This is a genomic window from Streptomyces mangrovisoli, from assembly GCF_000974985.2.
GTDB classification, from domain to species: Bacteria; Actinomycetota; Actinomycetes; order Streptomycetales; family Streptomycetaceae; genus Streptomyces; species Streptomyces mangrovisoli.
This window is the reverse complement of sequence record NZ_LAVA02000035.1, coordinates 20165-40244: the sequence shown is the minus strand read 5'-3', so window position 1 is coordinate 40244 and position 20080 is coordinate 20165. Positions and strand designations below refer to the sequence as shown.

General features: G+C 71.3%; 21 protein-coding genes. 8 read left to right on the top strand and 13 right to left on the bottom strand.

What is annotated here, in order from left to right; genetic code table 11:
* Positions 1–22: 22 nt before the first annotated feature.
* The 3 genes from mqnE to WN71_RS16525 all read right to left on the bottom strand — a co-directional run bounded on the left by mqnE (position 23) and on the right by WN71_RS16525 (position 2501).
* A complete protein-coding gene (mqnE, locus tag WN71_RS16535) occupies positions 23–1186 on the bottom strand; it encodes an aminofutalosine synthase MqnE (RefSeq protein ID WP_046586007.1) in 1164 nt (387 codons plus the stop codon).
* A gap of 82 nt (positions 1187–1268) precedes the next feature.
* Complete coding sequence (locus WN71_RS16530) at positions 1269–1724, bottom strand: Lrp/AsnC family transcriptional regulator (protein WP_046586009.1); 456 nt, start codon at positions 1722–1724, stop codon at positions 1269–1271.
* 93 nt (positions 1725–1817) lie between these two features.
* On the bottom strand, positions 1818–2501 hold the full coding sequence (locus tag WN71_RS16525) for a UbiX family flavin prenyltransferase (protein WP_079177904.1): 684 nt from the start codon (positions 2499–2501) through the stop codon (positions 1818–1820).
* Between the two features lie 91 nt (positions 2502–2592).
* Here WN71_RS16525 and WN71_RS16520 point away from each other — a divergent pair, with 91 nt between their 5' ends.
* Positions 2593–3195, top strand: coding sequence for a rhomboid family intramembrane serine protease (locus WN71_RS16520; RefSeq protein WP_046586013.1), 603 nt, complete (start codon positions 2593–2595; stop codon positions 3193–3195).
* Positions 3196–3213: 18 nt separating this feature from the next.
* Here WN71_RS16520 and mqnP read toward each other — a convergent pair whose 3' ends face one another.
* Together mqnP and WN71_RS16510 are read right to left on the bottom strand one after the other, a co-directional pair.
* Positions 3214–4116: a menaquinone biosynthesis prenyltransferase MqnP gene (gene mqnP, locus WN71_RS16515; protein ID WP_046586015.1), complete on the bottom strand. Its 903-nt coding sequence runs from the start codon at positions 4114–4116 to the stop codon at positions 3214–3216.
* Positions 4113–5564, bottom strand: coding sequence for a menaquinone biosynthesis decarboxylase (locus tag WN71_RS16510; RefSeq protein ID WP_046586017.1), 1452 nt, complete (start codon positions 5562–5564; stop codon positions 4113–4115). Before WN71_RS16510 ends, mqnP begins: the two co-directional genes overlap by 4 nt.
* 88 nt (positions 5565–5652) lie before the next feature.
* Here WN71_RS16510 and WN71_RS16505 point away from each other — a divergent pair, with 88 nt between their 5' ends.
* The 5 genes from WN71_RS16505 (at position 5653) to WN71_RS16485 (ending at position 10330) form a co-directional block, all read left to right on the top strand.
* On the top strand, positions 5653–6132 hold the full coding sequence (locus WN71_RS16505; RefSeq protein ID WP_046586019.1) for a PLD nuclease N-terminal domain-containing protein: 480 nt from the start codon (positions 5653–5655) through the stop codon (positions 6130–6132).
* 82 nt (positions 6133–6214) lie between these two features.
* A complete protein-coding gene (locus WN71_RS16500; RefSeq protein WP_046586021.1) occupies positions 6215–7198 on the top strand; it encodes a quinone oxidoreductase family protein in 984 nt (327 codons plus the stop codon).
* A 31-nt stretch (positions 7199–7229) separates the two neighbouring features.
* Positions 7230–7688, top strand: a complete 459-nt coding sequence (locus WN71_RS16495) for a nucleoside deaminase (RefSeq protein ID WP_046586023.1) — start codon at positions 7230–7232, stop codon at positions 7686–7688.
* Positions 7681–8646 (top strand): isopenicillin N synthase family dioxygenase, encoded by a 966-nt coding sequence (locus tag WN71_RS16490; protein ID WP_046586025.1) that lies wholly within the window; start codon positions 7681–7683, stop codon positions 8644–8646. The genes WN71_RS16495 and WN71_RS16490 overlap by 8 nt, the downstream gene beginning before the upstream one ends.
* Before the next feature lie 181 nt (positions 8647–8827).
* Positions 8828–10330 carry a condensation domain-containing protein gene (locus WN71_RS16485; protein ID WP_079177903.1) on the top strand — a complete coding sequence of 501 codons (1503 nt, stop codon included), beginning with the start codon at positions 8828–8830 and terminating at the stop codon, positions 10328–10330.
* On the opposite strand, the gene WN71_RS16480 is transcribed toward WN71_RS16485, so the two are convergent.
* The 8 genes from WN71_RS16480 to hemL all read right to left on the bottom strand — a co-directional run bounded on the left by WN71_RS16480 (position 10236) and on the right by hemL (position 18452).
* Positions 10236–10643: an SRPBCC domain-containing protein gene (locus tag WN71_RS16480; RefSeq protein WP_046586028.1), complete on the bottom strand. Its 408-nt coding sequence runs from the start codon at positions 10641–10643 to the stop codon at positions 10236–10238. The two genes, WN71_RS16485 and WN71_RS16480, sit on opposite strands and share 95 nt — an antisense overlap.
* A 97-nt stretch (positions 10644–10740) precedes the next feature.
* A complete protein-coding gene (gene ccsB, locus WN71_RS16475; protein ID WP_046586030.1) occupies positions 10741–11841 on the bottom strand; it encodes a c-type cytochrome biogenesis protein CcsB in 1101 nt (366 codons plus the stop codon).
* Complete coding sequence (resB, locus tag WN71_RS16470) at positions 11838–13550, bottom strand: cytochrome c biogenesis protein ResB (RefSeq protein ID WP_046586032.1); 1713 nt, start codon at positions 13548–13550, stop codon at positions 11838–11840. Before resB ends, ccsB begins: the two co-directional genes overlap by 4 nt.
* A 3-nt stretch (positions 13551–13553) precedes the next feature.
* Positions 13554–14327 (bottom strand): cytochrome c biogenesis CcdA family protein, encoded by a 774-nt coding sequence (locus WN71_RS16465; protein ID WP_046586034.1) that lies wholly within the window; start codon positions 14325–14327, stop codon positions 13554–13556.
* 1 nt (position 14328) lies between these two features.
* Entirely contained in the window at positions 14329–14952 is a 624-nt protein-coding gene (locus WN71_RS16460) for a TlpA family protein disulfide reductase (protein WP_046586036.1), read from the bottom strand.
* A 66-nt stretch (positions 14953–15018) separates the two neighbouring features.
* The gene (locus tag WN71_RS16455; RefSeq protein ID WP_079177902.1) at positions 15019–16311 is read right to left on the bottom strand and encodes a polysaccharide deacetylase family protein; all 1293 of its coding nucleotides are present in this window, start codon (positions 16309–16311) and stop codon (positions 15019–15021) included.
* Between the two features lie 126 nt (positions 16312–16437).
* Positions 16438–17136: a histidine phosphatase family protein gene (locus WN71_RS16450; protein WP_046586042.1), complete on the bottom strand. Its 699-nt coding sequence runs from the start codon at positions 17134–17136 to the stop codon at positions 16438–16440.
* Entirely contained in the window at positions 17133–18452 is a 1320-nt protein-coding gene (hemL, locus tag WN71_RS16445; RefSeq protein ID WP_046586044.1) for a glutamate-1-semialdehyde 2,1-aminomutase, read from the bottom strand. The genes WN71_RS16450 and hemL overlap by 4 nt, the downstream gene beginning before the upstream one ends.
* A gap of 526 nt (positions 18453–18978) precedes the next feature.
* Here hemL and WN71_RS16440 point away from each other — a divergent pair.
* Entirely contained in the window at positions 18979–19416 is a 438-nt protein-coding gene (locus WN71_RS16440) for a hypothetical protein (protein WP_046586046.1), read from the top strand.
* Positions 19417–19554: 138 nt separating this feature from the next.
* Positions 19555–20040, top strand: a complete 486-nt coding sequence (locus tag WN71_RS16435) for a DUF1269 domain-containing protein (protein WP_046586049.1) — start codon at positions 19555–19557, stop codon at positions 20038–20040.
* Positions 20041–20080: the final 40 nt, after the last annotated feature.

The window sequence follows — 20080 nt, the reverse complement described above, 5'->3', positions numbered from 1 at the left end:
CGACCCGGGGGCCGCCCGCAGGTCACACCCGCATCGGCTGCGGCGACTCCCGGCGCAGCGGGTCCGCGCCGTCGTACTCGCGGATGATCTCGTACCGCGTGTTGCGCTCCACCGGGCGGAAGCCGGCGTCGCGGATGAGGTCGAGCAGGTCGTCGCGGGTCAGCTTGTTCGGCGTGCCGAAGTTGTCCGCGTCGTGGGTGATCTTGTACTCGACCACCGAGCCGTCCATGTCGTCCGCGCCGTGCTGGAGGGCGAGCTGCGCGGTCTGGATGCCGTGCATCACCCAGAACACCTTGACGTGGGGCACGTTGTCGAACAGCAGCCGGGAGACCGCGAAGGTCTTCAGCGACTCGGCGCCCGTCGCCATGGTGGTGCGGGCCTGGAGCCGGTTGCGGACCTTGCCGTCCTTCATGTCCACGAAGTCGTGCTGGTAGCGCAGCGGGATGAAGACCTGGAAGCCGCCGGTCTCGTCCTGGAGCTCACGCAGCCGCAGCACGTGGTCCACGCGGTGGCGCGGCTCCTCGATGTGGCCGTAGAGCATGGTGGCCGGGGTCTTCAGACCCTTCTCGTGGGCCAGCCGGTGGATGCGCGACCAGTCCTCCCAGTGGGTGCGGTGGTCCACGATGTGCTGGCGGACCTCCCAGTCGAAGATCTCCGCGCCGCCGCCGGTCAGCGACTCCAGACCGGCGTCGATCAGCTCGTCGAGGATCTCCGACGCGGTGAGGCCGGAGATCGTCTCGAAGTGGTGGATCTCGGTCGCGGTGAACGCCTTCAGGGAGACGCCCGGCAGGGCGGCCTTCAGCTCCCGCAGCGAGCGCGGGTAGTAGCGCCACGGCAGGTTCGGGTGCAGCCCGTTGACGATGTGCAATTCGGTCAGGTTGTCCGACTCCATCGCCTTGGCGAGCTTCACCGCCTCCTCGATGCGCATCGTGTACGCGTCCTTCTCCCCGGGCTTGCGCTGGAAGGAGCAGTAGGCGCAGGACGCCGTGCACACGTTGGTCATGTTGAGGTGCCGGTTGACGTTGAAGTGGACCACGTCACCGTTCTTGCGGGTGCGCACCTCGTGCGCGAGCCCGCCGAGCCAGGCCAGGTCGTCCGACTCGTACAGCGCGATGCCGTCCTCACGGGACAGCCGCTCACCGGAGCGGACCTTCTCCTCCAGCTCGCGCTTGAGCCCGACGTCCATGCCAACACCTTTCAACGGAATGTGACCCAACCGTACCCCCCGGCCCAGGTCGTCCCGCGGGGCGACCGGGGCCGGGCCGGACTCACTCCTCCTCGGGCAGCCCGCCCACGCGGTTCTCCCACTTGGTGGAGAGCACGATGGTGGTACGGGTCCGGGAGACGCCCTTGGTCCCCGAGAGGCGCCGGATGATCTTCTCCAGGCCGTCCACGTCCGCGGCCCGCACCTTGAGCATGAACGAGTCGTCGCCGGCGATGAACCAGCAGTCCTCGATCTCGGACAGGTCCTTGAGCCGGCGCGCCACGTCCTCGTGGTCGGCGGCGTCGGAGAGCGAGATGCCGATCAGCGCGGTCACCCCGAGACCGAGCGAGGCGGCGTCCACGGTGGCCCGGTAGCCGGTGATGACACCGGCCGCCTCCAGCCGGTTGATGCGGTCGGTGACGCTGGGTCCCGACAGGCCGACGAGGCGCCCCAGCTCCGCGTACGAGGCCCGGCCGTTCTCCCTCAGGGCCTGGATGAGCTGCCTGTCCACCGCGTCCATGCGATCGAAGCCTTCCGCTGAAGAGTTCTCGAGAAGATGAGGTGATGCGTGCTGCGTGGTACTGCTGCCGGGGTGCGCGGATCCGCCCGCCGCTCAGCCGGTACGGCCCCCGCCGCCCAGCTCGCCCGCCCAGCGCCGGTACAGCCCGTGCGCGACGCCCGCCGCGTCCAGCACCCGGCCGGCGACGAAGTCCACGAGGTCCTGGATGTGGGTGGCCCCGGCGTAGAAGCCCGGCGAGGCGGGCACCACGGCGGCGCCCGCGTCGTCCAGCGTGACCAGGTGACGCAGCGTCTGCCCGTTCAGCGGGGTCTCCCGGACGGCCACGACCAGCGGGCGGCGCTCCTTGAGGGTCACGCTCGCCGTCCGCTGGAGCAGGTCCTTGGACAGCCCGAGCGCCACCCCGGCCACACAGGCGGTGGAGGCGGGCACGATGATCATGCCCTTGCTCGGGTACGACCCCGAGGACGGCCCCGCGGCCAGGTCGCCCGCGCTCCAGTGCCGTACGTCCGCGAGGTCCACCGCGAACGTGCCGGGCTTGCCGTCGGCGCCCCGCGACAGCCACTCGCCGAGGTCGTCCCGCCAGTGCGCGTCGCGGTAGGAGATGCCGGTCTCGTCGAGCAGGGTGAGCCGCGAGGCCCGGCTGACCACCAGGTCGACACTCTCACCGGCGGCGATCAGCGCACGCAGCACCGAGGCCGCATACGGAGTGCCGGAGGCGCCGGACACCCCTACGATCCAAGGCGTACGCGCCGCGTCTCCTGGCTTGGCTGGGTTCACGACACCGAGCCTATCCGGCGCCGCGCGACGGGAACGGGTCGAGGGGCCCGGCCGTTGCCAGGACGGGACGGGTCAGGAATCGGGGGATGCCATGGGCACGGATCTGGAGTGGTCCACCGGAGCGCGCGCGAAGGCCGCGGCCAAGCTGATGACCGGCTGGGTGGCGCTGCTGTGGCTGCTGGAGGTCGTCGACTCGGTCAGCGGGCACGCGCTGGACTCGTTGGGCATCGTGCCGCGCGAACCGTCCGAGCTGATCGACGTCGTACCGGCCGCGTTCATCCACTTCGGCTTCGGTCATGTGGCCGCCAACTCCGTGCCGCTGCTGGTCATGGGCTTCCTCGCGGCGCTCGGCGGGCTGCGCCGGTTCGCCGCGGTCTGCGCGCTGGTCATCGTCGCGGACGGACTGGGTGTGTGGCTGATATCCCCGGCGCACACCAACACCGCGGGCGCCTCCGGTCTGATCTTCGGACTGTTCGGCTTCCTGCTCGTCTCCGGCTTCGTGGAGCGACGGCCGCTCGGCGTGCTGGTCGGCCTGCTCGTCGGCGCGGTCTGGGGCGGCTCCATGCTGCTCGGGCTGGCGCCCACCCAGACCCACGTCAGCTGGCAGGCCCATCTGGTCGGCCTGGTCGCGGGCGTCGCCGCCGCCTTCCTCTTCCGGCGGCCCCCGGCGGGCGCGCCCGCCGTCAGAGCGTGAGGGCGGGGGCGCCCGCCGTCAGAGCGTGAGCCCGCGGACCAGCAGATCCAGCAGGGCGCACCCGAACAGGGCGATCCCGATGAAGCCGTTGACCTGGAAGAAGGCCCGGTTGAGCCGGGACAGGTCGTGCGGCCGCACGATGGAGTGCTCGTAGAGGAAGGCGCCCGCGACGATCAGCACGCCGAGCCAGAAGAAGGCACCCGCGTCGGTCGCCAGGCCGTACCAGACGAACAGGGCCGTGGTCACGGCGTGGCAGACGCGCGCCCCCCGGATCGCGGCGGGGATGCCGAACCGGGCCGGCACCGAGCGCACACCGATCTCCCGGTCGGTCGTCACGTCCTGGCACGCGTAGATCAGGTCGAAGCCGCCGATCCAGATGCCGACGGCGAGACCGAGGATCACCGCGTCCCAGGACCAGGTGCCGGTGATCGCGATCCAGGCGCCGATCGGGCCCATCGCCTGGGCGAGACCCAGGATGGCCTGCGGGAAGTTCGTGAACCGCTTGCCGTAGGGGTAGACCACCATCGGGATCACCGCGACCGGCGCCAGCGCAAGGCACAGCGGGTTCAGCAGGGCGGCGGAGCCGAGGAAGACCACGACGGCGATCAGGGCGCCGGTCCAGGCGTGCTTCACCGACATCGCGCCGGTGACCAGCTCGCGGTGGGCGGTCCTCGGGTTCCGCGCGTCGATCTCCCGGTCGATGATCCGGTTGACCGCCATGGCGAAGGTGCGCAGGCCGACCATGCAGATCGTCACCAGCAGCAGCTTGCCCCAGTGGATGTTGTGGTCCCACTCGTACATCGCGGTCAGCGCGGCGATGTAGGCGAAGGGCAGCGCGAAGACCGAGTGCTCGATCATCACCAGGCGCAGGAAGGCCTTGGTGCGTCCCGGCTGCGGGATCGCGGCGGAGGCGCTGCTCACAGGCCGTACTCCTTCCACCGGCGGTCGACCTTCGCCGCCGTATCGGGGTCGGACAGCACCATCTCGGGCCATCCGCCGTCCCGCGTGTAGCCCTCCTCGGGCCACTTGCGGGTCGCGTCGATTCCCGCCTTGCCGCCCCAGAACTGCTGGTAGGAGGCGTGGTCGAGGTGGTCGACGGGCCCCTCGACGATGCTCAGGTCACGTGCGTAGTCGGTGTTGCCGAGCGCCCGCCACGCGACCTCGTGGAGATCGTGCACGTCGCAGTCGGAGTCCACCACCACGATCAGCTTCGTCAGCGACATCATGTGTGCCCCCCAGACCGCGTGCATCACCTTCTGCGCGTGCTTGGGGTACTTCTTGTCGATCGAGACGATCGCACAGTTGTGGAAGCCGCCGGCCTCGGGCAGGTGGTAGTCCACGATGTCCGGGACGATGATCTTCAGCAGCGGCAGGAAGAAACGCTCCGTCGCGCGGCCCAGCGGGCCGTCCTCCGTCGGGGGCCGGCCGACCACGATCGACTGGAGCAGCGGGCGCCTGCGCATGGTCACGCAGTCGATGGTCAGCGCCGGGAACGGCTCCTGCGGGGTGTAGAAACCGGTGTGGTCGCCGAAGGGTCCCTCGGGGAGCATCTCGCCGGGCTCCAGCCAGCCCTCCAGGACCACCTCGGCGTTGGCCGGGACCTGGAGCGGGACCGTCTTGCAGTCGACCATCTCGATCCGCTTGCCCGCGATGAACCCCGCGAACAGGTACTCGTCGATGTCGCCGGGCAGCGGCGCGGTGGAGGCGTAGGTCACCGCGGGCGGGCAGCCGAAGGCGATCGCCACCGGCAGCCGCTCGCCGCGCCGCGCCGCGACCTGGTAGTGGTTGCGGCTGTCCTTGTGGATCTGCCAGTGCATGCCGATGGTGCGCCGGTCGTGGCGCTGGAGCCGGTACAGACCGAGGTTGCGGATGCCGCTCTCGGGGTCCTTGGTGTGGGTCAGGCCCAGGTTGAAGAAGGAGCCGCCGTCCTGCGGCCAGGTGAACAGGGCGGGCAGCGCGTCGAGGTCGACGTCGTCGCCCTGCAGGACGACCTCGTGCACGGGTGCGTCCTTCACCTTCTTCGGCGGCACATGGGCCATCGCGCCGAGCTTGCCGAACGCCTCGCGCACGCCGACGAAGCCGTGCGGCAGCTCGGGGCGCAGCAGCCCGCCGATCTTGTCCGAGATGTCGGCGTACGACTTCAGGCCGAGCGCCTTCAGGAGCCGGCGGTCGGTGCCGAAGACGTTCATCGCGAGGGGCATCGCCGAGCCCTTGACGTTCTCGAAGAGCAGCGCGGGACCGCCCGCCTTCTGCACCCGGTCGACGATCTCACCGACCTCCAGGTACGGGTCGACCTCGGCCTTGATGCGCTTGAGGTCGCCCTCGCGCTCCAGTGCCCTGAGCAGGGAGCGAAGATCGTCGTAAGCCATGTGTCCCAGTATCTGACAGCCGCTACCCTGGCCCGGTCACCGGGGCCGTGCAACGCCCCGTCGCTCTCTTCTGGGGGATCGCCCGGCCGTGCTCAGCTATCTGCCGTATCTGCTGGTCCTGGCGCTGTGGATCTATGCCTTCGTGGACTGTCTGAACACCCCCGAGGAAGAGGTGCGCGGGCTGCCCAAGGTGATCTGGGTGATCGTCATCCTGCTCTTCGGCGAGGTGCTGGTCGGGCCGGTGGCCTGGCTGCTGGCCGGCAAGGTGCGCCGCGCGCCCGCGGACGGCACCACGCCCGGCCCCGCCTCCCCCGGTACCGCGTCCTTCGGTGCCGCCGCCCCGGGCCGCCGCGAGCCGGCCGCCGTCTGGGTGGCGCCCGACGACAACCCCGAGTTCCTGAAGTCGCTCGGCGGGCCGAAGCCCGCGGCCGACGACAAGCCCGCGGGCGACGCCCTTCCCCCGGGCGACGCCGGGGACGAGACGCGGCTGCGCCAGTGGGAGGCGGACCTGCGCCGCCGCGAGGAGGAGCTGCGGCGGCGGGAGAGCGGCGAGGACTCCGACGGCTGACCCCGCCCCACCTGGGGGGAAGTGAGCCCGGGTGCAGGCGTGTTGACCCTCCGTCATGCTGTTGCGGCGGGAAGGTGGCGCCATGCGCGCGGTCGAGTTCCAGGAGTACGGCGGTCCCGAGGTCCTGAAGGTGGTGGAGGCTCCGGTGCCCGCGCCGGGACCCGGCCAGGTGAGCGTCGACGTCGCCTGGACGGGGGTCAACTTCGCCGACCTCAAGGCGCGTGCGGAGGGCTACCGGGTGCCGGAGCTGCCGTTCGTGCCCGGCCTGGAGGTCTCCGGCCGGGTGCGGGCGCTCGGCGCGGGCGTGACCGGTCCGGCCGTCGGCCAGGAGGTGGCCGCGCTCGTGCAGAGCGGGGCGTACGCGGACGTGGTGGTGGCCGACGCGGCGACCGTCTTCCCGCTGCCGGACGGCGTGGACCTGCGCACCGGGGCGACCCTGCCGTCCGTGCTGCCGACGGCGTACGCGCTCGTGCACACCGTGGGCCGCCTCCAGCCCGGCGAGACGGTGCTGGTGCAGAGCGCGGCGGGCGGGGTGGGCACGGCCGTCGGCCAGTTGGCGCGGGCGGCGGGCGCCTCGGCGGTGTACGGCGTGGTGTCGAGCGCGGCCAAGGCGGCCCACGCCCGCGCGCACGGCTACGACGAGGTGTTCACCGGCGACTTCGGGCAGGCGGTGCGCGAGGCGACCGGCGGCCGGGGCGTCGATCTGGCGCTGGACCCGGTGGGCGGCGCCACGCTCCGCGCGAGCCTCGCGTCGCTGGCCCGCTGGGGCCGTCTGGTGTCGTACGGCAACGCGAGCGGCGAGGCGGCGTGGACGGTGGGCCAGCCCGAGCTGTATCCGCTCGCCCTGTCCGTCGCCGGTTTCTCGATCCTCAACCTGGCCCAGAGCGACCCGACCGCGCTGCGCGAGCTCACCGACCGGGCCTTCGCGAAGGCGCTCGACGGTACGGTGACCCTCCCGGTGACCGCCGAGTTCCCCCTGGAGGAGGCCTCGGAGGCGCACCGCCTGATGGACACCCGCACCACCACGGGCAAGCTCCTCCTGCGAGTGAACACCCCGACGGGCTGACCCGCGGCAGCGGCAGGAAGGGGCAGGACACGTGGAACCACTGGATGTGCGCCGGGCAGGCGCCTGGCTCGCGACCGCCGTCGAGGAGGCCCGCGCCGGGCTGGCCGAGGGCGGCATCCCGATCGGCGCCGCGCTCTACGGCGCCGACGGCACCCTCCTCGGCCGCGGTCACAACCGGCGGGTGCAGGACGGCGACCCGACGATGCACGCGGAGACGGCGGCGTTCCGGGCGGCGGGCCGGCGGCCCGGCTACCGCGGCACGACGATGGTGACGACCCTCTCCCCCTGCTGGTACTGCTCGGGGCTGGTCCGCCAGTTCGGCATCTCCCGGGTGGTGGTCGGCGAGGCGGTCACCTTCCACGGCGGCCACGACTGGCTCGCCGCGCACGGCGTCGAGGTCGTGCTGCTGGAGGACGCCGAATGCACCGCCCTGATGCGCGACTTCATCGAAGCGAACCCGGCACTGTGGAACGAGGACATCGGTGAGTGAGACCCCTGTCCCGACGATCGACCTGGGCCCCTGGCTGCACGGCGGGCCCGAGGACCGCGCCGGGATCGCGCGGACCGTCGACGAGGCCCTGCGGCGCGCCGGGTTCCTGCTGGTCACCGGGCACGGGGTCGACCCGGGGCTGCGCGCGGGCATCCGGCGGGCGGCGCGGGAGTTCTTCCTGCTGCCCGCCGGGGTGAAGCGGGCGTACGAGGCGAAGGTCGGCGGCCGCGGCTGGCTCGGGCCGGGCGCGGAGGCCAACGGCTACGCCGAGGGCACCGAGACCCCGCCCGACCTGAAGGAGTCGCTGACCTTCGCGACGGACGAGCCGTTCGCGGACCCGGTGGTCAACGCCGAGTGGTACGCGCCCAACGTGTGGCCGGCCGAGACGCCCGCGCTGCGCACCCTGTGCGAGGAGTACCTCGCGGCGATGGCGGCCCTGGAGCGGCAACTCCTCGGGCTGCTCGGTGAGGCCCTCGGGCTGGAACCGGACTTCTTCAGCCGGCACATGGAGCATCCGACGTACGGCTTCAACATCAACTGGTATCCGGGCACCGAGACCATCGGGCAGCCGCTGCCGGGCCAGTTCCGGATCGGCCCGCACACCGACTTCGGCACGGTGACGATCCTGGACCGGCAGGCCGGCAAGGGCGGCCTCCAGGTCTTCACGGACGACGGCGGATGGCAGGACGCGCCGTTCGCGGCGGACGCGTTCACCGTCAACATCGGCGATCTGATGGCCCGCTGGACCGGCGACCGCTGGCGCTCGGGCCGGCACCGGGTGCTGCCGCCGCCCGCCGACGCGCCCGCCGAGGAGCTGATGTCGCTGGTGTACTTCGGCGAGTGCACCCCCGGCACCCGCGTGGAGTCGGTGCCCGCGCCGGTCGGCCGGGTGGCGTACGAGCCGGTCGACTCGCACGTCTATCTGCGGCAGAAGCTGGACTCGATCACGGTCGGATGATGCGGGCCCGGCGGTCCCGGAGATCGTGCCCCCGTTCGCAGGGCCACCCGATCCGTTGACGGGCGGGCACTCGATCCGATGAATCGGCCGGTGCACCCGTGTGGTCGGGGGCGCGGGGGCTGTTGCCTGGATCGGGCCTTTTTCCTCCGCGGCCTTCTCCCCCTGTGAACGGAGTCGCCTCGTGCGCGTGACCGACATCCAGCACTGCGAGGTCCGGCCGGGCAGGCTCGTGGAGTGGTCGCTCAGTCCGGCCGCCGTCGCCGCCGCCGCGCGGCTGCCCGAGGACTCCCGGCCCCCCGCCTACATCCAGGAGTCGCACATCAGGACCGCCCGGTCGGTGCGCGAGGACGGCCTGTTCGTGCCGACCTGGCTGGGCACGTCGTTCGACATCCCCGGCCCGGTCGACCTGGACGCGCTGGAGGGGGCGCTCGTCGGCTGGACGCTGCGCCACGAGACGCTGCGCAGCGGCTTCCGCTGGTCGGGCGACGAGATGCGGCGCTTCACGCTCGGCCCGGACGCGGTGTCGCTGCGCCGCGAGGTGGTGGGCGACTTCACCGACCCGGCGGAGCTGGTGCGCCACCTCCAGGGCCGCTTCGACGTGGCGGCGGACGCGCTGGGCTGGCCCAACTTCCTCTACGCGGCGGTGGTGCGGGACGACTGCACCAGCGTGTATCTCGCCTTCGACCACAGCAACGTCGACTCCTACTCGATCTTCCGGCTGCCCGCCGAGATCCACGAGCTGTACACGGCGTACGCGGCGGGCGGTCCCGCCGAGCTGCCGCCGGTCGCCAGTTACGTCGACTTCTGCGAGCTGGAGCGGGCGGACGCGGACAAGGTCGACGACGGGCACGCGGTGGTGGACCGCTGGCGGGAGTTCATCCGGCGCTGCGACGGGCGGCTGCCGGGCTTCCCGCTGGATCTGGGCCTGGCGCCGGACGGCCCGCTGCCGGAGCAGCGGCTGATGGGCGAGATGCTGGTGGACGCGGACGCGGCGGCCGCGTTCGAGGCGTACTGCCGTCCCTACGGCGGCAGCCTGGTGGGCGTGCTGGCCGCCACCAGCCTGGTGCTGCACGGGATCGGCGGCGATCCGGTGTACCGCACGGTGGTGCCGTTCCACACCCGGGTGAAGTCGCGCTGGTCGGAGTCGGTGGGCTGGTACGTGGGCGGGGCGCCGATCGAGGTGCCGGCCGCGCCCGATCTGCCGGCGGCGCTCGCGGCGGTGCGGGCCCAGCTCCAGGCGAACCGGACGATGGCGCGGATGCCGCTGGCCCGGGTGCTGCGGCTGCTCGGCACGGACTTCCGTCCGACCTCGCCGGACCTGTACTCGATCGTGTCGTACGTCGACGCCCGCGCGCTGCCCGCGTCCGCGCGGTGGGCCGAGCTGAAGGTGTACGGCCTGGTCCGGGTGTCGTACGGCGACCAGGTGTGCGCGTGGGTGAACCGGCTGCACGAGGGGCTGTGGTTCGCGAGCCGCTACCCGGACACGGACACCGCCCGGAAGAACATGCGGCTGTACGTGGAGCGGCTGCGGGACGTGATCCTGTCGGTGGCGGCGGGGCGGTTCGGCGACGTGCCCGCGCTGCCCGGTCCTAGGACTCCGGTCTCGCCAGCAGGTCGATCAGTTGCTCGAAGCGGGTCCGCCAGCCCTGTTCCGACTCCCCCTCGCCCTGGAACTCGTGGGTGAAGCGCAGGGCGGTGCCGCCGTCGCCGTCGCGCTCCAGATGGAAGCGGATGCGGCCGCCGTCGTCGAGCGTGTACTCGGCGATCCGGTCCACGTCCCACGCGGTGATCTCGCCGCTGCCGAGGCCGCGCAGGGCGACCGCGCCGCCGAGCCGGGGCTCCAGCACCTCGGCGGGGGTGAACCAGGCGGCGAGCCCGGCGGGGGTGGAGACCGCGGACCAGACCGTCTCCATGGAGCGGGGCAGCCGGACGAGGAAGTGCAGGATGCGGGTGTTGCCGTGGGTCTGGCTGGTGTCCTGCTCGATCGATCCGGTCATGACACCAGCGTGACCCGTGCCGGGGCGGTCCGCACGTGTGGGACGCCCCGGGCGGCGGCGCGGGCCCGGCGCCCGCGCCCTGGGTGGACAGCGTGGATCAGACGCCCGCGTAGGAGTGCTTGCCGGTGACGAAGATGTTGACGCCGTAGTAGTTGAACAGCCAGCAGGCGAACGCGATCATCGCGAGGTAGGCGGCCTTGCGGCCCTTCCAGCCGGCCGTGGCGCGGGCGTGCAGGTAGCAGGCGTAGGCCACCCAGGTGATGAAGGACCAGGTCTCCTTGGGGTCCCAGTTCCAGTAGCGGCCCCAGGCGTCGCCCGCCCAGATCGCGCCCGCGATGATCGTGAACGTCCACAGCGGGAAAACGGCCGCGTTGATCCGGTAGGCGAACTTGTCGAGCGAGGCGGAGGCGGGCAGCCGCTCCAGCACCGAGGTGGCGAAGGCGCCGGGCTTGCCGCCGCTGACCAGCTTGTTCTCGTACGCGTCCTTGAACAGGTAGAGGATCGTGGCGACCGCGCCCACGTAGAAGACGGCACCGCAGAAGATCGCGGTGGAGACGTGGATGTACAGCCAGTACGAGTGCAGCGCGGGCACCAGCTGGTCGCTCGCGGTGTACAGCACGGTGACCGCGAGGCCGAGGTCGAGCAGCACGGTCGTGATCAGGAACAGGCCGAGCCAGCGGATGTTCTTCTTCAGCGCGAGCAGCACGAGGTACACCGCGACGGCGACCGTGGAGAAGGTGATGTTGAACTCGTACATGTTGCCCCACGGCGCCCGCTCCACGGAGGCCGCGCGGGCAACGACGCCGGCCAGCTCCACGAGGAAGGCGAGCACGGTGAGGGAGACCGCGATCCGGCCGTAGAGGTCGCCCTGCTCGTCACCGCCGTGGGCGCCGGGGCCGTCCGGCACGTCCCGCGCGCCGGACGTGGACCGGACGACGACCTGGGGCCGTTCCAGGACAGTGGTGCCGCCCTTCTTCTTCACGGTGACCGCGGGCGCCTGGGCCTTCTTCGCACCGTCGGCGGTGAGCGCGGCGGCCGTGCGGGCGACCTTGGAGCGGCTGCCGAGGAGCCATTCCGCGATGTAGGCGAAGAAGGCCAGGGTGTAGACGGCCATCGAGGAGTAGATCAGCGTGTTGCTGATGCTCGCGAGGTGTTCGTTGGTCGCGGCGGCCAGTTCGGTTGCGGCGGCGAGAGTCACTGCTCAGTCCCTTCGGCAGAGACGACTTCGGGGTCGGGGGATGGTGAAGGGTCGTCGGCGGGGTCACTGGCCCCGGGCGCCTGGTCGTAGAGGATGTTCGCGAGGTCGCCCAGCTCCTCGGGGACCGTGGCGGACTCGCTGCGGCCGAGCCCGGCCATCTCGACGACCGTGACGCCGTCGGCACCGCGCACGGCGCGCACCCAGACCCGGCGGCGCTGGATGAACAGCGAACCGGCGAGGCCGAGGATCGCGGCGATCGCCCCGCCCAGCGCCCAGCCGCTGCCGGGCTCCTGGACGACCTCGAAGCCGGCCCACTCCTTGACGCTGTCGAAGGTGACCGAGCCGGCCCCGTTCGGCAGCTGCATGGTCTGCCCGGGCTTGAGGTTCTTGCGCAGCTGCTGGCCCTTGGCGTCCTTGTAGGCCGTCATGTGGGTCTTGTCGAGCTGGTACACGCTCTGCGGGATGCCCGAGTCGACCCCGAGGTCGCCGTGGTACGGCGCCAGGTTGAGGACCGGGTTCAGCAGCGCGGGGAACGTCGACATCACATTGGCGCCGCCGCCGTAGGTCGGCAGGAAGAACGCGCTGATGCCGAGCTGCTCGAGCTTGCCCTGGGCGTCCTTGTAGCCGTCCATCACCTTGACGACGCCGTTGGAGGTGACGTTGCCGTCGAGCGGCAGCAGCGGCACGGCGTCGTGGTAGACGACCTTGCCCTTGCCGTCGCGGACGGTGACGACGGGCGCGTAGCCGTGGCTGACCAGGTAGACCTTCGAGTCGCCGATGTGCAGGGGCTCGTTGACCTTGATGGTGGTCGACTTGTTCTTGCCGTAGGCGCCCACGCTGTAGGTGATCTTCGCCTGGAAGGTGCGCGCGGTGCCGCGGTTGGGGCCGGTCAGCTCGTAGGTGCCCTTGAAGTCCTTCAGGTCGAAGCTGAAGGGCTGGAGGTCGTCGGTGGTGAAGAGGCTGCCGGACTTGAAGTCGTCGTACTGCGTGATGGTGTTGGCGAAGCCGTCGCCCTCCACCACGAGCTTGTTGCCGTCCGACTTGTACAGCTGGCCCCAGGCGAAGGCGGTCAGCAGCACGATCAGCGCCAGGTGGAAGGCCAGGTTGCCGAACTCGCGCAGATAGCCCTTCTCGCCCGCCACCGCGTCGCCCACCTCATGGGCGCGGAAGCGGCGCCGCCGCAGCAGGGCGAGGGCCGCCGCGCGGACCTCCTCGGGGGCGGCGTCGGTGCGCCAGGTGGTGTAGGCGGGCAGCCGGGTCAGCCGCCCGGGGGCGCCCGGCGGGCGGCCGCGGAGCTGGCCGACGAACTGCCAGCTGCGGGGCACGATGCAGCCGATGAGGGAGACGAACAGCAGGATGTAGATGGCCGAGAACCACACCGACGTGTAGACGTGGAACAGGCCGAGCTTGTCGTAGACCGGCGCGAGGGTGTGGTGCGCCTTGGTGAAGGCGGCGACCTTGGCGTCGTCGTTGCCGTTCTGCGGGATCAGCGATCCGGGGATCGCGCCCAGCGAGAGCAGCAGGAGCAGGATCAGCGCGACGCGCATCGAGGTGAGCTGCCGCCAGAACCAGCGCGCCCAGCCGATGACGCCGATGCCGACCGGCTGGGAGAACTCCTCCTGCGGGGCGGTGGAGAGCTGGGACCCGGCGGCGCCGAGGTCCTGGTCCTCGGACCCGGCCGGGGAGTTGTCGGTAGTGGTCTCGCTCATCGATCAGATCCCCACAGTGAAGCCGTTGGACCAGGTCTGCATCTCCTGCACCAGGCGGTCCCAGGCGCCCGTCAGCAGGAGCACACCGGTCACGATCATCATCGTGCCGCCGATGCGCATGACCCAGACGTAGTGGCGCTTGACCCAGCCGAACGCGCCGAGCGCCTTGCGGAAGGCGACGGCGGCGAGCACGAACGGAACGCCCAGTCCCACACAGTAGGCGACGGTCAGCAGGGCGCCGCGACCGGCGCTCGACTGGTTCATCGCGAGGGCGTTGACGGAGGCGAGGGTCGGGCCGATGCAGGGCGTCCAGCCGATCCCGAACAGCGCCCCGAGCAGCGGTGCTCCGGCGAGCCCCGCGACCGGGCGGCGGTGGAAGCGGAACTCACGCTGGGTCAGCCAGGGCATCATGCCCATGAAGAAGACGCCCAGCAGGATCATCAGCACGCCGAGCACCTTGGACAGCGTCGACTGCTGCTCCTGGAGCGTGGCGCCGAAGTAGCCGAACAGGGCGCCGCCGGAGACGAACACGGCGGTGAAGCCCAGCACGAACAGGGAGGCGCCGGCCACCATGCGGCCGCGCCGGGCGTCCGCGAGGTCGGTGCCGGTGACTCCGGTCACATAGGACAGGTAGCCGGGGACCAGGGGCAGCACGCACGGGGAGAAGAACGAGACCAGGCCGCCGAGCACGGCGACCGGCAGGGCGAGCAGCAGGGCGCCGCTGAAGACCGTCTCGTTGCGGCCCGTCTCCGCGGCGAGCGTGAGAAGCGCGCTCACGTCACTTCTCCGCGAGGACCGGCTTGATCATCTTGACCAGGTTCTCCTCGCTGAGCGCCTGGAGCGCCCGCGCGGCGATCTTCCCGTCCCGGTCGATGACGAGCGTGGAGGGGATCAGCTGCGGGTTCAGCGTGCCCTTCTGGAAGCGGAGCATCAGCTTGCCCGTCGGGTCGTACAGGCTCGGGTACGTGATGCCCTGCTGCTTCTCGAAGTTGCGGGCCGGGGTGGTGCTGGTGTCGCGGGTGTTGATGCCGACGAACTGCACGCCCTGGTCGGCGTACTCCTTGGAGACCTTCGCGAAGTTGGGTCCCTCGGCGCGGCACGGGCTGCACCAGGAGCCCCAGACGTTGACCACGACGACCTTGCCCTTGTAGGAGGCGACGTCGAGGGTGCCGCCGTCGATCGTCCTGCCCGAGAGGTCGGGGGCGGCCGTGCGCTTGCCCTGGGCGACCGTGTCGATGCCGTTGTTGCCGGTGACGAAGCCGGTGTCGCCGCCCCCGCCCGAGGTGCCGCCCGAGCCGCACGCGGACAGGGTCAGCGCGGCGGCCGCGGCACCTGCGGCGAGCAGGGCGGCGCGGCGGACGGGACGGTTCGAGCGCAGGGGGGCGCGGGTGGCGGCACTCATGTGAAAAGTTTCGCATGCCCGTTCTGGGGATCTTGCGCACCCCCCTCGCCGGGCGTACGCCGCATCTCAGGCGGCGTGGGCGGTGCCGGTCGGGGTGTCCGTGGCGCCCTTGGTGAAGGCCCGCCAGCCGCCGGGCGGCCGCTGCCCCACGTCCAGCGTGCGCAGCCGCGCCAGCACCTCCGGCCGCTGCACGTCGAGCCAGTCGACGAACTGCCGGAAGGAGACCAGCCGTACGTCCCCGCCCTTGTCACGCTCACGGGCGATGTGCGTGAACGCCTGCTCCACGGCGTCCATGTAGATGCCGCCGTTCCACTGCTCGAAGTGGTTGCCGACGAAGAAGGGTGCCCGGTTCGTCTCGTATGCCCGCTGGAATCCCGCTATGTACGCCTGGGTGGACTGGGTGCGCCAGCCCGGGTAGTTGTGGGCGGGCGCCCGGGTGGTGGAGACCGACTGGTTGGCGAGCATGTTGTAGTCCATCGACAGCACCTCGAAGGAACGGCCGGGGAACGGTATCTGCTGGAGCGGCAGATCCCACACGCCCTGCCGCCGGTCCGGCCAGACCTGGCGGCCGCCCGGCGAGGAGGCGTCGTAGCGCCAGCCGAGCGAGCGGGCGGTGGGCAGCAGGTTGTCCTGGCCGAGCAGGCAGGGCGTACGGCCGCCGACGAGTTCCTTGTCGTAGTCGAAGGGCAGCGCGGGCAGGTCGCTCCAGCCGGTGTGGGTGCGCCACTCCTTCACGAAGGACTTGGCCTGGTCTATCTCGCTGCGCCACTGGCGGGGCGTCCAGTTCGCGACCGAGCCGTAGCCGCCGCAGAAGTGCCCGTTGAAGTGGGTGCCTATCTCGTGGCCCTCCAGCCAGGCCCGGCGGACGTTGCCCAGGGTCGCCCTGACGTGCTCGTCGGTGAGGTAGCCGATGTCGGAGGCGCCGCGCGGGTTGTTCGGGGGGTCGTAGAGCCGCTTCTTCGACTCGGGCAGCAGATACAGCCCGGAGAGGAAGAACGTCATGTGCGCCTCGTGCCGCTTGGCGAGGTCGAGGAAGCGGGGGAAGAGGCCGGTGCCGACCTCGCCCGCGCCGTCCCAGGAGAAGACGACGAACTGCGGCGGCATCTGGCCCGGCTCCAGCGGTTCGGGCCGGTCCGGCTGGAACGGCTGGGCGCCGGTGTACGAGGTCGAGCCGTCACCGAGCGGGCGGGCGAGATGCTCCGCGGGGCGCGGCGCCTTGCCGGACGCGGTGGCGCCCGGCGGGCGGCGCCGGGGGTCCGAGGTGCCGGAGGCGGGCTGGGTGCCGCATCCGGCGAGTCCGGCGGCGGCCGCGGCGCCCGCGCCGAGCCCGAGCATTCCCCTTCGCGTCAGCCTGCGCATGGCTCCCCCGATCGTCACGTCCTTGGGTGTTCACCCACTGAGAGGTCGCGACGACGGGGGAGGTTCCGCACACGGGTACGTATTTCCAGGTCAGCCTTTTGTTGTCGGGCTCCGGGCGCCGTGCCGTCAGGCCCCGAACGCCTTGCCGCCGCCCTTGGCCGGCTTGGCGCCGGCGAGGAGGTGGGCCGGGACGAGGTCGCGGGCGGGCTCCGTGTAGCCGACCGAGACGATCCGGTCGCCCCGGTAGGTGAACGTGGTCAGCGAGGCGAGGGTGCACTCCCGCTTGCGCGGGTCGTGCCACAGCCGCCGCCGCTCGACGTACGACCGCACGATCCAGATCGGCAGCTGATGGCTGACCAGCACCGCCTCGTGCCCGCGGGCCTTGTCGCGGGCCGCGTCCAGCGCGCCCTTCATGCGGACCACGATGTCGACGTAGGGCTCGCCCCACGACGGCTTGAACGGGTTGACGAGGTGCTTCCAGTTGGCCGGCTTGCGCAGGGCGCCGTCGCCCACGCCGAACGTCTTGCCCTGGAAGATGTTGTCCGCCTCGATCAGCCGCTCGTCGGAGTCGAGGTCGAGCCCGTGCGCCTTGGCGATGGGCGTGGCGGTCTCCTGCGCCCGCTCCAGCGGGGAGGCGACCGCGTACGTCACATCGCGGGAGGCGAGGTGCTCGGCGACCCGGTCGGCCATCTGCCGGCCGAGCTCGGACAGGTGGTAGCCGGGCAGCCGGCCGTAGAGCACCCCGCCCGGGTTGTCGACCTCGCCGTGCCGCATCAGGTGGACGACGGTGATGTCCTGGCCCGCGCTGCTGCTGTTGCTGCTCATGCTGCCGTGGCCTCCGCGGCGGCTCGGGCCGCCGCCGGGAGGGCGTCGGCGATCTTCTGGAGGGCGCGCTCGTCGTGGGCCGTGGAGACGAACCACGACTCGAACGACGACGGCGGCAGGTAGACGCCGTTCGCGAGGAGCGAGTGGAAGAACGCGGTGAAGCGGAAGGACTCCTGCGCCTTGGCGTCCTCGTAGGTGCGCACCGGGCGGTCGGTGAAGAACACCGAGAACATGTTGGAGGCGCTCTGCACGGTGTGCGCGACGCCCTCCTTCGACAGCGCCTCGCCGACCAGCGTGCGGATCTGCTCGGACACCGCGTCGATCGTGACGTAGGCGGCGTCGTCGAGCAGCCGCAGCTGGGCCAGGCCCGCGGCGGTGGCGACCGGGTTCCCGGAGAGCGTGCCCGCCTGGTAGACGGGGCCCGCGGGGGCGAGGTGCCCCATCACGTCGGCGCGGCCGCCGAAGGCCGCGGCGGGGAAGCCGCCGCCCATGACCTTGCCGAAGGTCATCAGGTCGGGCCGCACGCCGTCCACGCCGTACCAGCCGGCCCTGCTGGTGCGGAAGCCGGTCATCACCTCGTCGGAGATGTAGAGCGCGCCGTTCTGCGCGCAGGCGTCCTTCAGGCCCTGGTTGAAACCGGGCAGCGGCGGTACGACGCCCATGTTGCCCGGCGACGCCTCGGTGATCACGCAGGCGATCTCCCCCGGGTGCCGGTGGAACGCCTCGTGCACCGCCTCCAGGTCGTTGTACGGCAGCACGATGGTGTCGCCGGCCTGGGCGCCGGTGACGCCGGGGGTGTCGGGCAGCGCGAAGGTGGCGACGCCGGAGCCGGCCGCGGCGAGCAGCGAGTCGACGTGCCCGTGGTAGCAGCCGGCGAACTTGACGACCTTGGTGCGGCGGGTGAAGCCGCGGGCCAGCCGGATGGCCGACATGGTGGCCTCGGTGCCGCTGCTGACCAGGCGCACCTGCTCCACGGGCTCGACCCGGGCGACGATCTCCTCGGCGAGCGCGACCTCGCCCTCGCCTGGCGTGCCGAAGGAGGTGCCGCGCGCGACGGCCTCCTGGACGGCGGCGATGACCTCGGGGTGGGAGTGCCCGAGGATCATGGGTCCCCAGGAGCAGACGAGGTCGACGTACTCGCGTCCGTCGGCGTCCGTCAGGTAGGGGCCACTGCCCGACACCATGAAGCGGGGCGTGCCGCCCACCGCGCGGAAGGCGCGCACCGGGGAGTTCACACCACCCGGTGTGACGGCGGCCGCGCGGTCGAACAGGGCCTGCGAGACAGGCGCGTCGTATGAATAGGGCATTTCGCTCATGACCTGCGGCTTCTCCGACTGCTCGGGGGTTGATCGGGCTCCGGTTGCTGGGTGTCCACCTCAGGGTAGGCCAGGTGCCCGGCCCACCACGGGCCCACCGCCCCGGCGGCAAACCGGTGGAGAGCCCCCCGCCATCTGCGAAACTGGGAGGTGATACACAGAGTCCGGCCGGGAGCTGATACGGAAAGCCCCCGCGGGCCGTAGTGATCCGTGAAGGGAAGAAGCCTCCGGCTGTTATGGCCCGCACGTTTCGGCGAGCGGCCGTGGGGGAGGTCACTGACACGATGATCGGGTTGCGCGGCCGGGGCCTTGCGTCCTAGAAAAGCAGTCGGGTGGAGATATGCATCGCGGTGGCGGACTGGGCGAGGGCACCGACGACCTGGGCCCTCGACGTGCCCAGCGGGGGAAGCACCGACGCGGCGCCGAAGAGGCGGCCGAAGCACATCAGGCACAGACGGAGTCCGAGCGGATCGACCGGCTGAGCCGGACCGAGCGCCTCCGGGCGGGGAGCAGGAATGGTGGTCGGGTGGGGGTGACATACAAATACTTCGGCGCGCCGGACGGTGCGACCGCGGCCCGCGTGCCGATCTCGATGCGCCCCGAGGAACTCGGCGGCGACGAGCTCGGCATGAACGGCATGTTCACCAAGATCAAGCCGGAGACGATGGCCGCGATGGTCCTCACCGGCATCGAAGGCGTCCCCCTGCACAAGGTCCCGCCGCTGGAACTGGTCGTCCTGCACCCCGACTACGCGGTCGTGAAGCTCCCGATGACGGTCGTCGACCCGCTGCGCGGCATAGGCGAGGAGGCCGTCGGCGCGGCGGCGTTCATCTGGTCCACGGTCCCCGACCGCGGCGGCCCGCGCGACGCGTTCGACGTGTACCAGTTGCTGCACGAATGGCAGGACTTCAGCCACCGCCTGCACGAGGCGGGACACCAGCCGTACTGCCTGGTGTGGCCGTAACATCGACCACCTCGACCGCAAAAGGACACTTCCACCCCGAAGTGTCCTTTTTTGTGACGCATTTCGAGATGCGCAATTCGGGCGACCCGCATTTACTGGACGCCACCGACACCTGACCGGCTACCACCGGAGGACGACGTGGCCACTTTGACCGTATGGAAGTTCGACACCCCTCATGCCGCCGAAGGGGTGGAGAACGGCTTGCTGGAGCTGCAGAAGCAGCAGCTGATCCAGGTTCAGGACGCGGCGGTCGTCAGCTGGCCCGAGGGCGCCAAGAAGCCCAAGACCAGGCAGCTGCGCAACCTCACCGGCGTGGGCGCGCTGTCCGGCACCTTCTGGGGGATGCTCTTCGGGCTGATCTTCTTCGTGCCGCTGCTCGGCGCCGCGATCGGCGCGGCGGCCGGCGCGCTCGGCGGCAAGCTCTCCGACGTCGGCATCGACGACACCTTCATCGACTCGGTCAAGAAGGAGATCACCCCCGGCACCTCGGCCCTGTTCCTGCTGACGGACGCGGCCGTCGTCGAGCGGGTCAAGGAGTCCTTCCCGGGCGAGCACGCCGAGCTGATCCGCTCCAACCTCAGCAGCGAGCAGGAGGCGAAGCTGCGGGAGATCTTCGAGGACTGACCCCCCGCCGCCGGCCGCGCACCCGCCCGAGCGGGGACGA